The organism is Streptomyces sioyaensis, from assembly GCF_004122735.1.
Classification (GTDB): Bacteria; Actinomycetota; Actinomycetes; order Streptomycetales; family Streptomycetaceae; genus Streptomyces; species Streptomyces sioyaensis.
This window is the reverse complement of sequence record NZ_SDIF01000053.1, coordinates 16560-29990: the sequence shown is the minus strand read 5'-3', so window position 1 is coordinate 29990 and position 13431 is coordinate 16560. Positions and strand designations below refer to the sequence as shown.

Below are 13431 nucleotides of genomic sequence, written 5' to 3'. Positions count from 1 at the left end.
ATGGGGCCTGCCGAGCCTGTGGTCTCGGTCCCATGGCGGGTATCGGTCGTCGAAGGCTTCGGGTCGGTGGCGTGAGCTGGGCCTGCGGTCGTCTCGTCAGTCATGGGCCCATTCTGCGCCTGGCGCAGGAATTCCGTGGGCGAGGGTCACCAGGCTGTGGATAACTTCGCCGAATGCGACAACATACGGGCCCTGACGACTGGCGGGAGGCCAATCGCGCGAGGTGGGACGAGCGGGGCGCCCTCCACACCGCGAGCGATTATTACGATCAGGACCGATTCCGGCGGGTCCGGGATGCGCTGCGTGACTTCGAGATCGCGGAGGTCGGCGATGTCACCGGCCGGACCCTTCTCCACCTCCAGTGCCACTTCGGCCAGGGTGGCCAGGTCACGCTGTGCGGGGCGAAACGTCCTCGCCACGGCAAGCGGCGCGGGGGAAACTGGCCTCGTGACCACAGAAGCCGGTATCCGGGTGATCGTCGCCGATGACCAGGCGGCAGTGCGCGAAGGGCTCGTCCTCTTACTGGGGACCATGCCGGGCATCACGGTCGTGGGCGAAGCGGCCGACGGCGAGGAAGCCGTGGCCCTGGTCGCCGAACACCGCCCGGACGTCGTCCTGATGGACCTGGTCATGCCCCACTGCACGGGCGCGGAAGCCACTCTCCGGGTACGCCAGGAGCACCCGGAAACCCAGGTGGTCGTCCTGACCACGTATGCCTCCGACGACCTCGCCCTGGAGGCGCTGCAGGCCGGCGCACTGGGATATCTCACCAAGTCCGCGACCAAGGACGCGATCGCCCGCGCGCTCACCGCTGCCGCCGCCGGCCAGGCGCTGCTCGACCCGGGTGTGCAGCGCACCCTCATCCGCGCGGCGTCCCACAACCGGCCCGCCCCGGCGCCGGACGACGGCCTCACCGCGCGGGAGATCGACGTCCTCAAGCTGATTGCCGCCGGGCACGACAACCGTGCGATTTCCCGGAATCTGTTCATCAGCGAAACCACGGTCAAGACCCATATCAACCGCATCTTCGCCAAGACGAAGAGCAAGGACCGCGCACAGGCGATTCACTATGCGCGGGAACACCGATATTCGGAATGACGACCCGACAGCGGCGTTATGGATCCCGAAATGCGGCCGAACGGAGCCGAAATCCACCTGACGCCCCCGGACCAGGGCTCACCCGCGCTCCCCCTGACTCCTACCAGGGCCCAGCCCGGTTCCACCTGGCTCCACCTCAGCTCCAACCCGGCTCCACCCAGGTTCCACCCGAGGACCGGACCTGCGGCCGCAACTGCCGCGCTAGCGTCGACGAAAGGACTTCGGAAGGGAAACACGATGGCTCTGGCTCTCGATCTGGCGCTGAACAGTGGTGGTCTCATGAATGTCGTGCTGTTGCGATTCGCCCTGATCGCGGTCGGCGTTCTGATACTCGTGCTCATCGGTTTCGCCGCGCTGATGATGCTCAAACGGCAGGGCTCGATCGACAAAAGAACCTTGAGCCGGGCGAGCGAACAGGTGGGTCCGATCGCCCGCACCCTGATCGAAAACCGGCGCGGCGGACAACGCGGCGGGCAGTACGGCGGACAGCGCGGCCGCCGGGCCGGTCTGCTGAGCACGGTGCTCGCGGCGCTCAACGAACGCGCCCGGCGGAGGTGAACCCGCAGTCATGAGGGCGTTCCTCGCCGCCAAGGCGGACGACGACGAACTGTTGCACCATCTGCTGATGGACAAGCTGTGGAAGATGGGCATCATCGTCGGCGTGGTGATCACCGCGCTGATCGTGATGGCTATCGTCGCGCGCAAGGCAGGCCGCCGCTGACAGCCGCCCGGGGGGCCGGCAGTAGTGGCGAGGAGCAGTCGGGGAGGGATGTGCACGCCACAGGCGGTCAGGGCGGTGCCCCGGCCTCGTTCATGTCGGGGAATCCGGTCATGCAGATCGTCGGCTTCGGACTGCTGATCGGCACGCTGGCCACGGCCCGGGAGAGTTCCCCGGTCATGTGGGTGGTCTACGGGGTCAGTTCCGTCTGCTGGTTCGCCTCCCACTTCCTCATCGACCGCCGCCCGCTGTGGGCCGGGATCGCCCTGGTGAGCAGCGCCGCGATTCCCGCGGCGGCCGCGGGGTGGGCTCATGACTCCACCGCGGTGATCATGGTGGGGGTGGTGCTCGGCTGGTTCGCCGCCTGGAGCCGGCCGCGGGCGGCCGCGCTGTGGCTGGTGCTCAGCAGCTGTCTCGCGCTGACCCTGATCAGCTCGGCGACCGGCGGCGCGGGGCTCGGCGATCTGGTCGGTTACGCCCTGGTGATGCTGCTGCTCACCCTGCTCGGCCTGAACCAGCGGCAGTACCGGCTGCGCGCCGACCAGGCCGAGCAACTACTGCGCCAGACCACGCTGATGCAGCAGGAACAGGCGCAGGTCGCCGTGTTGGAGGAGCGGGCCCGGATCGCGCGGGAGATCCACGACGTCCTGGCGCATTCCCTCGGCGCACTCACCGTGCAACTCAAGGCAGCCGATGCGCTGTTGGACGGCGGCGACGTCGAGGGCGTACGCGCCCGGATCCGGCGCTCCAACCGGCTGACCGATGAAGGGCTGGCCGAGGCGGCCGCCGCCGTCGCCGCGCTGCGCGACGAGGTGCTGCCGCTCCCGGACATGCTGGCCGAGCTGATCGGGAACTTCCGCCGCGACCACCGCACCGAGGTTCGGCTGACCACTACGGGCACCACCCGTCCGCTGCCGTCCGGACCCGTCGTCGCCCTCGTCCGGGCCACCCGCGAGGCGCTGACGAACGCGGCCAAGCACGCCCCGGGAGGCACCGTCGACGTCGTACTGGACTACGGCTACTCAGGCTCCGACGACCCCGGCTCCGACGAACCCGATTCCGGCTACTCCGGCTCCGATTCCGACTACTCCGCTTCCGACCGCTCCAACTCCGGCTACAGCAACGGGAAGGTCCGGCTGGAGGTCCGCAACGACATCCCCCGGGCCGCGGCCTTCGTCGACGACGGGCCGCCGGTCTCCGGATACGGCCTCACCGGCATGCGGGAACGCCTGGCCCTGGCCGGCGGAACCCTCCAGGCGGGCGTCGACGCCACCCACCGCTCCTGGCGGCTGGTCGTCGAACTGCCCGGCTGACCGGCGTCCGGAGCGGGCGGCACGCGCGCTCGTTGCCGTCCCGCTGAGCCGGCGGAAGCAAGAGGTTCGTCGATCATCCGGCGCTAGGGCCTGTCGTCACATTCCCGCCTGCCCCGACGGGAAGGTGACGACACCCCCTAGCGCAGAAACAGCCCCAAGGCGCTGTCCAGCGACCAGCTCTGCCAACTCACCGCGAGCAGCCCCGTCACCGAGATCAGCCCCATCATCAGGTTCTGCCCCTGCTCCGCCCAGTCGTGGATCATCAGCAGGAGGTAGATCAGGTTGAGCACAGCCCCCGCGACCAGGGCTATCGGCGTCAGGAAGCCCACGATCAGGCCGAGGCCGAGGGCAAGCTCCGCGTAGGCGACGAGATACGCCATCAGGCGAGGGTGTGGCGCCACGAAGCGCTCGAAGCTCGTGCGGACCGCGGGCCACCGGTGGGCGGCCGCGATGCCGGCCGCCCAGGTGATGCCGCCGCCGGCGAACCAGGACTTCTTGTCCTTGTGGCGCCAGCTCTCCAGCCACCACAGCCCGAGACCGATACGGAGGACGGCCAACCACTCGGCACCGCTGAGCCAGATCGTGTGCATGCTGTCGCCTCGACTCGTCGACTGAGCTTTAACTGACGAAGCGTCAGTTGACCGGACGTGGCGCGATCCCGCAAGAGGTGCAGTTGGCCGTTTCGCCTTGTCGGCGCAAGGGTGAGCCCATAACCTCGAAACTGATGGAGCGTCAGAAACTGGGTCCGGTGGTGACTCGCCGGCCGGCGGTTGGGGGTACAGCGTGAGCAGCAGCGAGAGCGGCACGGCGGAGCTTCCCAAGGTCATCAGCGTGGATGATCACGTGATCGAGCCCGCGCACCTCTTCGAGACCTGGCTCCCGAAGAAGCACCGCGACAAGGGGCCGAAGCCCTTCACCGCGGGCATCGGTGAGCTGGCGTACGTCGGCGGGAAGTACCGGTTCACCACGGACCCGGACGGCCAGATCACGGACTGGTGGGAGTACGAGGGGCTGATCTTCCCGTACAAGCGCATCATTGCCGCGGTGGGTTTCTCCCGCGACGAGATGACGCTGGACGGGATCACGCGGGAGCAGATGCGTCGCGGGTGCTGGGACCCCAAGGCCCGGCTCGCGGACATGGACCTCAACCACGTGGAGGCGTCGCTCTGCTTTCCGACGTTTCCGCGCTTCTGCGGACAGACCTTCGCGGAGGCCGAGGACAAGGAGGTCGGCCTCGCCTGCGTCCGCGCGTACAACGACTGGATGGTGGAGGAGTGGTGCGGGGACAGCGGGGGCCGGCTGATTCCGCTGTGCCTCATCCCGCTGTGGGACGTCGACCTGGCGGTTGCCGAGATCCGGCGCAACGCCGCGCGCGGGGTACGCGCGGTGACCTTCAGCGAGATTCCGACGTACCTGGGGCTGCCGTCCATCCACTCCGGGTACTGGGACCCGTTCTTCGCCGCGTGCGAGGAGACCGGGACCGTGGTGAACATGCACATCGGGTCGTCCTCACAGATGCCGGCGGCATCACCGGACGCGCCGCCCGCGGTGCAGGCCTCCCTGAGCTTCAACAACGCGATGGCGTCGATGATGGACTTCCTGTTCAGCGGCGTACTCGTGAAGTTCCCGCGGCTGAAACTCGCGTACAGCGAGGGCCAGATGGGCTGGATCCCGTACGCCCTGGAGCGCGCCGACGACGTCTGGGAGCAGCACCGGGCGTGGGGCGGGGTGCAGGACCTGATCCCCGAGCCGCCGTCGTCGTACTACTACCGGCAGATCTTCTGCTGCTTCTTCCGTGACAAGCACGGCGTCGAGGCCATCGAGACCGTGGGCGTCGACAACGCGACGTTCGAGACCGACTACCCCCACGTCGATTCGACCTGGCCGCACACGAAACAGGTGGCGGCCGAGCACGTGGCGGGCCTGCCGGAGGACGTGACGTACAAGATCCTTCGCGGGAATGCGATTCGCATGCTGGATCTGCCCTTCGACCAGGGGTGATTTCCTGGGCGGGTTTCCCGGCGGGCAGTGCGCAGGGGACCTGTCCGGCACCGTGCTCCGGCGTGGGCGGTGCCGGACAGGTCCCGAGACCGGTGCCGGACAGGTCCGAGGCCGCTACCGCCAGCCAGCCGCCTCGGCTGCCGTGACGGCGGCGGATTCGGCGGCGTCCGCCTCGGCGTTGAACGCGGCGTTCGCGCCCCACCCGTCCCGGCCGGCGGCCTTTCCCGCGGCCTGGGACGCGAGGAGAGCGGCCCGGTATGCGGCATCGGCAAGCTGGCCGCCGCCTTTGTGCGACTGCGCTATCTGGGCGGCCAGGACGGCGGCGGCAGCAGCGTTCCGCGCCTGCCGGCCGTCTGCCGCCGGATCGGGAGCACTCCCGGCCAACGCGGCGAGGGCGTCGGCGGACAGCCGGAGGGCGTTGGCCGCTTTGGCGGCAGCCTCCTTCGGTACGGCCACCACTACGGCTGGATCCGCCTCGACGCCGGCGTAACGGCAGGCCGCCGTGGTGCGGGCAGCGGCACTTCGCGCCCGGGCGGCGTGCGTTCTCCGGAGAGCCGCCTCGGTGCTCGCCCCCGGGGTTTCCCGGATCACGGCGAATTCGGCCTGTGCGGGGCTCTGTTGCTCATCACCCTTGACCTCGCTCAATGCCGGCTCCTCTCTGTCAGGTCTGTCAGAGCGACGGGACTGCGTCATGAAGGTGTCCGCGTCGCGAAGGTGTCCGCGTCATGAAGGTGTCCGCGTCGTGACGTTGTCTGCGGACCGGCTCGGCCCGGGCCCTGCGGGGGCCGAGCATCGGGTGCCGCGCAGGGTGGCACGTCGGGCTTCAACTCGCCATAGGCGTCCGCACCATGGCCGATACGGTGGTCACGAAGAGACCACGCCGGAGGCGGCTGGGTGTGCGTGACAGGAGACGCGATCAGATGGGCAACTCCATACCGGAGGCGTGGGTCACCCTCGCCCGCAGGTACGTGCGGGACGCTCCGTTCCCGTTAGGCAAAGGGCTGGCCGCGCGGTACCTGAACCGGCAGCTCAGGGACCACCCTCGGCGAAGGGTCGTGCCCACCCGATGCGACGTCGCGATGGCCGTCGATACGCAGGACCTCATCCAGCGGTTCGTCTACCTGTTCGGCGTCTGGGAACCGCACATGACGCGCTGGCTGCAGCGCCGGCTCCGCCCGGGGGACACGTATATCGACGTAGGTGCCAACGTCGGCTACTACAGCTTGCTCGCCTCTCGGCTCGTGGGGCAGGCGGGCAGCGTCGTGGCGATCGAGGCGTCGCCGACGCTCCACCGCAGGATCGTGCGGCACGCCGAGCTCAACCACTGCGACAACATCCGTGTCGTCCACGCCGCCGTTTCCGACGAGCGGAAGCCGGTCTCCTTCATTCTTGCCAGCTCACACAACATGGGCGCGGCCGGCATCGTCCCGTACGACGGCCGGGCGGAGCTCAGGCTCGATGTCGAGGCGCGGCCGCTCCCCGACGTGCTCGATCAGGAAGAGTTCGCCGCGGCCCGGGTGATCAAGATCGATGTGGAGGGCGCGGAAGGGGGCGTGATCCGTGGCCTGGCCCCGGTGCTCGACAGGCTCCGGCCGGACGCGGAGCTCACCGTGGAGGTCACCCCGGAGCGGATGGAGCGGCTGGGCGACTCGGCCGACGAGCTGCTGAAGACGATGCGCGCGCACGGCTTCCACGTCTACCGGCTCGCCAACAGCTACGCGCCGGAAAGCTACCCGGCGGCACTTCACCGCTCTCCAGCGGTGCCGATGCGCTGGCGTGGCCCGGTCACCGCGGAGAGCGATCTCATCTTCTCCCGGGTCGATGCCGAAGTGCTTCCGTGACGGGGTGGGGGCGTCTGCGGACAACCCTCGGCCGGTGGGCACAGCCGGTCAGTGGGGCAGCAGGTCAGGCCGTCAGCCGGTCGGCCGGACGTCCGGCCCCTCCGGCAATGATCAACCGGCAGCCGGATAGCGCCACGTGAAGTGTGCGAGCTGTCGCGCCCGGGCCTCGACGACCGCCATGCGGGCAGCGCGTTCGGCGGTCTCGGTGTGGGAGGGCTGACCGGTCGCCTGGCCGGGCCACTTCCGGTAGAGGAGTCCTACTTCGGAGGTGAACCAACCGCGGCTCGTGGCGTTCAGCGCGAGCAGCAGACCCGTGTCCTCCGACGCGGGGAGGGCCATCCAGCCGCCGAGGGCGAGGACCAGGTCGCGGCGCATGAAGAGCGTCGCCGGGTGGACCTGGGCGCGGAACCCGTTCGCCTTCCAGAAGTCGAGGACGGCGCCACGCTCGATCGGGCCCGGCTCGGGATCGCCCGGAAAGCCGGCAGTCGAGCCGTCGGGCAGCAGATCCACCGCGCGCGAGGTCGCCCAGCCGAGGCTGCGGTCGCCTTCGAGGGCGGCCAGATCGCGCGCCAGCGCGCCGGGCGGCAACTGGTCGTCGGCGTCCAGGACCTTGAGGTACTCGCCCTCCGCGTGCGCCAGGGCGATGGTGCGGGCGACGCCGGGGCCGCCGGGCCGTCCCTGCCGGAAGATCACCCGTTCGTCATCCGGGACGTGCGGCGCGACCTCGTCGCTCCGTCCGTCCTCCTGGATGACCCACTGCCACTCCCACCCTTCGGGCAGTTCCTGCCGGCGGAGCGACCGGTACGCCTCCGGCAGGAAGTGCGCCGACGGTGCATGAACGGCAGTGACGACGATGATGCGCCGGCGCACGGCGCTCACCACCTTTCCAGGGGAGTGGTGAACAGTATTTCCGTGCGATCGCCCGGCAGGATGACGTCGGAGACGCCGACGACCCGTTCCTTGATGTCGATCGAGGTCTTCCGGAGTACGAGCACCGACGTCCCGGGCGGCAGCTCCAGCTCCGCCGCCTCTTCGGGCGTCGGCGGGCGGGCGGTGACGCGTTCCTCGATGCGGTCCAGCTCGATTCCGACGGTGTAGAGCTGGCTCTGCGAGCCGCCCGGCCAGGGCTCCTTGGTCTCGTCCAGCAGGTCGGGGTTCGCCGCGATCAGGCCGTGGACGAGGTAGGACGTCACCAGGCTGAAGGGGGCGCTCTCGGCGGTGTGCCGGGTGCGGTAGCTGCGTTCGAGGAGGGGGGTGCCCGCCGGCAGGGCAAAGGCCTCCGAGAGGTTCTCGTCCGCCACGATCTCGCGGTACGACGCGTGGAAGACGAGGTCGCCGACCTGGAGGCCGGTGTCGTGCTCCGTGGCTCCGGTCCGGGCCCGTTCCGCCACCGGCCCGCGCGCCCGGCTCTTCTCCCACTGGTGGCGGAGGTTCGTGCGCACGGCCGTGGTGCGCGGGCGCCGGACGAAGTTGCCGCGCCCGTGCTGCTTCTCGATGAGGCCTTCGTCCCGCAGGACGCGAAGCGCGTCCCGGACGGTCGGCACGCTGCGCTGGAACTCCTCGGCGAGCTTCGCCTCCGACGGCAGGCGATCTCCCGGCCTCAGCTGACCTGCGCGGATGGACTGCCGGAGGGTGTCCGCGATCCGCTCGTACGCCACTGCCATCGGTACTCACCGTTCCGTCGCTCGGTGCGCTGGCCAGCCGGCCGGCCGGACGGCCTCAGCTTACGACTCATAAAGAGGTGTTGACGTGCGGTGAGATGCTCCGGCGTGGCCCTTCGTGGCCGAGGCCGTCCAGGCCGTAGGGAAGGCGGCGCGGTCTCCATGACTGCGGTCTTCACGACTGCGGTCCTCACGGCCGCGGTCCTCACGACATGGAAGCGCCCGACCGCTGGCGACGGGGGATGCACCAGCGATCGGGCTGCGGCCAGCCTAACAAGGCTGCTGGAGCGGCGGGAGTCAACTGCCCAGCTGCAATGACCTGTTGTGATGGGGATCACGCTACGTGGTCCACCGTTACTCGCCTGCTCGCCTACTCGTACGCGCCTGCCTGCGCATGCTCGCCTACTCGTCGCACGAGGACGCGTACGTGAGACGGGGCAGATACTCGTGCCACTTCTGCGGCGTCAGCACGCCCCGAGTGGTGGAGCAGATGCGACGAATCGCCTCGCCGGAATCGAGGTTCCACAGCCGGACGGTATCGGCGCCGCTCGACACCCCGAGCAGGTGGCTTCGGGGGCTGAACGACAGGAAATTGCCGGTCTTGGCGTTGGGGCTCATCGACTGACCGATGGGAGTGGCCCCGGAGGGGCGGGTGACGTTCCAGAGCCGGACCATGTCGTCGTTGCCGCCGCTCGCCAGGGTGCGGCCGTCCTGGCTGAACGTCAGCGACACGATCGCTTCGGTGTGGCCGGTGAGCGGCGCGCCGAGCGGTCTCGCGTGACGTGGGTCGGTGACGTTCCAGAGCCGGACCGTGTTGTCGTCGCTGCCGCTGGCCAAGGTATGGCCGTCCGGACGGTAGGCGAGCATGTTGATGGGTCCCAGGTGCCCCTTGAGGGGCGCGCCGAGGGGGCCGGCATGACGCGGGTCGGTCACGTTCCACAGCCGGACGGTGCCGTCCGAACTGCCACTGGCGAGCGTGCGGCCGTCCGGGCTGAAGACGAGGGAATTGACGTAGCCGGTGTGGCCGGTGAGGGGCGCGCCGAGCGGACGGAGGCGGGACGGGTCGCTGACGTCCCACAGCTGAAGGGTGCGGTCGTCGTAGGCGGTGGCCAGCGTGTGCCCGTCCGGGCTGAAGACCAGCGCGTCCGCGTACCGGGTCCGCAGCGCGACGGGCGGCCCGTAGGGGACCGGCCGCTTCGGGTCCTCGACGTGCCACAGCTGCACCGCGCGGCTTCCCGTCCGTACCGCGAGGGTGCGGCCGTCGGGGGAGAACGCCATCGTCCGCACGTCCCCCTCCCCGGCCGCGAACGGTTTGCCCAGCAAGGCGGGCCGTTGGGGATCCTGCACGCTCCACAGCCGGACCCGTTCGTCGCGCGCGGCCGTGGCCAGTACCTGCCCGTCCGGGCGGAACGCTCCCATGCGGCCGATCATGTCCGACGCCGGTATCGACCACAGGCGGACCTTGCTGTCGCCGCTCCCGGTGGCGAGGGTGTGGCCGTCGGGGCTGAAGCCCACGGCGTACATCTCGCCACTGCTGCCGGCGAGCGGCTCGCCGACCTGCGAGGGGTAGGCCGGATTGCTGACGTTCCACACGCTCGCCGTGCTGTCCGCGCTGCCCGCGGCGAGCATGGTTCCGTCGTGGTTGAAGGCCACCGACCATACGGGGCCGGTGTGGCCGGTGAGCGGCGCACCGAGCGGTTTCGCGTGACCCGGGGCGGCCACGTTCCAGAGCCGGATGGTGTCGTCCGCGCTGCCGCTGGCGAGCGTGCGGCCGTCGGGGCTGAAGGCCACGGAGTGCACCGTGCTCTTGTGTCCCTTCAGCTCCCTGCCGACCGGCGTCGAGTGACGCGGATCGGCCATGTCCCACAGCTTGATCGTGTCGTCGTCGCCACCGGTGGCCAGGGTCCGTCCGTCGGGGCTGAACGCCAGGCAGCGCACGGCGGCGGTGTGGCCGGTCAGGCCGCGTAGTGGCTTCGGCCGGCGCGGGTCGCCCACGTTCCACAGGCCGACGCTGTGATCTTCGTTGGCGGAGGCCAGGGTGCGTCCGTCCGGGCTGAAGGCGATCAGATAGATCGAGCCGTGGTGGCCGGTCAGGGGCGCGCCGATCGGCTGCGGGTGGGCGGGGTCCCGCACGTCCCACAGCCGGATCGTGCCGTCGTCCGAAGCGCTGGCGAGGGTGTGTCCGTCCGGGCTGAAGACCGCGCTGCTCACCCAGCTCGTGTGGCCGGTGAGGGCCTTGCCCAGAGGGTGCGGGCGGGTCGGGTCCGTCACGTCCCACAGCCGGACGGTGCGGTCATAGCTCGCGGTGGCCAGGAGCCGTCCGTTCGGGCTGAACGAGGTGAGGTAGACGGCGCCGGTGTGGCCGAGCAGCGGCGTGGCCAGCGGCGCGTTCACCGTCGAGATCAACCGGTTGTTGGTGCCCTCGTCGTCCGGCCGCAAGCGGTGTGCCACCAGGTCGAGCTGGGCGGACAGCGACGGATCCGTGAGCTGGACGCGATCGGCCTCGGCGAGCACCTGCCCGAACACCGCGTCGTCGCGCTGCTGCCAGGCGACCACCGCCGAACCGACGGCCAGTATCGCCAGCACGGCCAGTGCCGAGACCGCGGCCCGGCTGATCCAGACCGTGCGCTTGCGCAGCCGGACCGAAGCGGCCAGGAAGGCCACCGCGCTGCGGGTCAGAAAGGTGTCACCGGCCGACTGCGCCCAGGTGCGGGCCTGTTCCAGCCGCGACCCCCGGTAGAGCAGCGACGGGTCGCGGTGCGAGTCCTCCCAGGCCCTGCCGTCCTCCTCCAGCCGCTGGCGCAGCAGGTTGCCGTTCCGGTCCTCGTCGATCCAGTCGCGCAGGCGTGGCCAGGCGTGCAGCAGCGCCTCATGGGTGATCTCCACGGCCTCCGCGTCCAGCGTCACCAACCGGGCGTGCACCAGCGCTTCGAGCGACTCCTCCGTCTTGTGGGGGTCCGTCGACTCCTCCGCCAGCTGGCGCCGCGTCCCCCGCCTCCGGGTGGCCTGGGTGTCCTCGCCCAGCCGGACCAGCCTGAGGAGCAGCAGCCGCGCGGCCGTGCGCGCCGTCGGGTCGAGGCCGGACCAGGCCCGCTCGGCGGTCGCCGCCACGGCTCCCTGGATGCCGCCCGCCGCGCGGTAGCCGGCCAGCGTCAGCCTGCCGGCCTTCCGCCGTTGCCAGGTGGCGAGCAGGGCGTGGGAGAGGAGCGGCAGCACCCCCGCGTCGTGTGTCCCGCCGGGGCCGTCGGCGCTCACTTCCCGGATGATCAGCTCCGCCAGCCCCGGTTCGAGTTCCAGACCCACTGCCTTGGCCGGGCCGGTCACCGCGTCCCGCAGCTCGGTGGTGGTCAGCGGCCCGAGCACCATGTGCCGGTGTTGCAGCGCGTCGGCCAGTTCGGGATACCCGAGGCACTGCTCGTAGAAGTCGGCGCGGATGCCGAGGAGGACGAGCACGGGGGCCGGGTCACCCGAATCGGCCGGCGTGCACGCGGCATGGAGGAGCTGGAGGAACGTGCGCCGTTCCGACTCGTCGGAGCAGAGGGTGAAGGCTTCCTCGAATTGATCGACGATGACCACCGGACGGGCCGCGGAGGACGTCCCGCGCCTCGCCCACGCCGTGACGGCCTCCCGTACCCCGTGCGCGAAGCGCGCGGTACAGGGCTCGTTCGCCGCTGATTCCTCCGCGGCAGAGAGGACGGGGGCCAGCTCAGGGATCCGGCGGGTCAGCTCCGCGAGCGGACCGCAGCCCGGCACGAGCTGGAGCACCTCCCGGCCGTTCCCGTCGCCCAACGCACCGTTCCGCAAGGCGGGTACCAGGCCGGCGTTCAGCAGGGAGGACTTTCCCGCCCCGGAGGCGCCCACGAGCATGACCAGGCCGCCCGTCGTCTCCGCCGCGCGGAGCTGAGCGACGAGGGCATCCGTGCTCCGCTCCCGTCCGAAGAACCACCGGGCATCTTGCTGACGGTACGAAGCCAGCCCCCGGTAGGGGCACACGCCGGGTACGGTCGAGGCGTCGGCCGGGGGGCGTTCCTCCTCCTCCACGGAGGCCGCGGCGCGGTCGCCGACCGCGCGCTCCCACAGGCGCTGCCACTGGACCAGGTCGTACAGGCCCGTGGACACCGGCACCGACCGATGGCGCCGTGCTTCGGGGACGAGGATGTGCAGCACCGCGGCGAGGCCGTCGAACTGGGCCGGCACGTTCTTGGCCCGTCGCCAGTCGCTGATCCGCTGCACGGACACCCGCACGGGGCGCCCTCGTTCGTCGACCCGCTGAAGCCGGACGACGGCCTCGGCCACCTTCTTGAGGGGAGGGTTGCCGGCCTCCTTGTACAGCAGCGCGAGCTGTTCCGCGAAGGCTGTGCGTGCCCCTGAGTCGGAACTCAAGGTCTCCACTCCTTACTTCCCCCGCGGCTGGACATCCGGACCGGAAAACTCACCTTATCTGGCTGACCTGCGGTGATGTCGTCGGTCCGATGCCGGAACCTCCTCGGCGGGAGCCGCAGCTGGCAGGATCATGGCGCAGCAGCGCAGAAACCGGTATCGGCCCTCCAGGCCACCAGCTCAGCGCCGAGAGACAAGCCTCGACGCATGTTCTCGCCATTTTCCGCCGGAGTCACCATCCGGTCGTGAGGTCTTGGCGCATGAGAGGAAGAGATCCGTGGCGCCGGTCCCCTCCGGACCGCCTCGCGTCGCCTACGGGTCCGCCATTTTCGATCCGCGCCGGTACGGGGGGTGCGGATCGGCACCGCCCGCGCCGTTCGGCACCGGTCTCTACGAGGGGAGAGACCGGCGTCGAACGG

11 protein-coding genes and 1 pseudogene are annotated in these 13431 nt (G+C 70.3%); 7 read left to right on the top strand and 5 right to left on the bottom strand.

The features are described from left to right. Window positions 1-173: 173 nt before the first annotated feature. The 5 genes and pseudogenes from EST54_RS35525 to EST54_RS19170 form a co-directional block, all read left to right on the top strand. Window positions 174-374, top strand: a pseudogene (locus EST54_RS35525) (SAM-dependent methyltransferase); the annotation flags it as partial. 73 nt (window positions 375-447) lie between these two features. After that, window positions 448-1098 carry a response regulator transcription factor gene (locus tag EST54_RS19180; protein ID WP_244942558.1) on the top strand — a complete coding sequence of 217 codons (651 nt, stop codon included), beginning with the start codon at window positions 448-450 and terminating at the stop codon, window positions 1096-1098. A 237-nt stretch (window positions 1099-1335) separates the two neighbouring features. Continuing rightward, window positions 1336-1656: a hypothetical protein gene (locus EST54_RS19175; RefSeq protein ID WP_129248865.1), complete on the top strand. Its 321-nt coding sequence runs from the start codon at window positions 1336-1338 to the stop codon at window positions 1654-1656. Window positions 1657-1666: 10 nt separating this feature from the next. Then, entirely contained in the window at window positions 1667-1819 is a 153-nt protein-coding gene (locus tag EST54_RS34120) for a hypothetical protein (RefSeq protein ID WP_154074030.1), read from the top strand. Between the two features lie 110 nt (window positions 1820-1929). After that, window positions 1930-3129, top strand: a complete 1200-nt coding sequence (locus tag EST54_RS19170; RefSeq protein ID WP_161989307.1) for a sensor histidine kinase — start codon at window positions 1930-1932, stop codon at window positions 3127-3129. A 137-nt stretch (window positions 3130-3266) separates the two neighbouring features. Here EST54_RS19170 and EST54_RS19165 read toward each other — a convergent pair whose 3' ends face one another. Beyond that, window positions 3267-3719 (bottom strand): DoxX family protein, encoded by a 453-nt coding sequence (locus EST54_RS19165; RefSeq protein WP_129248863.1) that lies wholly within the window; start codon window positions 3717-3719, stop codon window positions 3267-3269. Between the two features lie 193 nt (window positions 3720-3912). Between EST54_RS19165 and EST54_RS19160 the strand changes: the two genes are divergently transcribed. Then, a complete protein-coding gene (locus EST54_RS19160; RefSeq protein WP_129248862.1) occupies window positions 3913-5130 on the top strand; it encodes an amidohydrolase family protein in 1218 nt (405 codons plus the stop codon). 114 nt (window positions 5131-5244) lie between these two features. Here EST54_RS19160 and EST54_RS19155 read toward each other — a convergent pair whose 3' ends face one another. Beyond that, window positions 5245-5775: a hypothetical protein gene (locus EST54_RS19155; protein WP_129248861.1), complete on the bottom strand. Its 531-nt coding sequence runs from the start codon at window positions 5773-5775 to the stop codon at window positions 5245-5247. Between the two features lie 275 nt (window positions 5776-6050). Here EST54_RS19155 and EST54_RS19150 point away from each other — a divergent pair, with 275 nt between their 5' ends. Beyond that, complete coding sequence (locus EST54_RS19150; RefSeq protein WP_174857465.1) at window positions 6051-6971, top strand: FkbM family methyltransferase; 921 nt, start codon at window positions 6051-6053, stop codon at window positions 6969-6971. Window positions 6972-7082: 111 nt separating this feature from the next. Here the strand turns inward: EST54_RS19150 and EST54_RS19145 are convergent, their stop codons facing one another. The 3 genes from EST54_RS19145 to EST54_RS19135 form a co-directional block, all read right to left on the bottom strand. Then, a complete protein-coding gene (locus tag EST54_RS19145; protein ID WP_129248860.1) occupies window positions 7083-7841 on the bottom strand; it encodes a glycosyltransferase family 2 protein in 759 nt (252 codons plus the stop codon). Between the two features lie 5 nt (window positions 7842-7846). Next, on the bottom strand, window positions 7847-8635 hold the full coding sequence (locus EST54_RS19140; protein ID WP_129248859.1) for a GntR family transcriptional regulator: 789 nt from the start codon (window positions 8633-8635) through the stop codon (window positions 7847-7849). Between the two features lie 399 nt (window positions 8636-9034). Then, on the bottom strand, window positions 9035-13024 hold the full coding sequence (locus EST54_RS19135; RefSeq protein ID WP_129248858.1) for an nSTAND1 domain-containing NTPase: 3990 nt from the start codon (window positions 13022-13024) through the stop codon (window positions 9035-9037). Window positions 13025-13431: the final 407 nt, after the last annotated feature.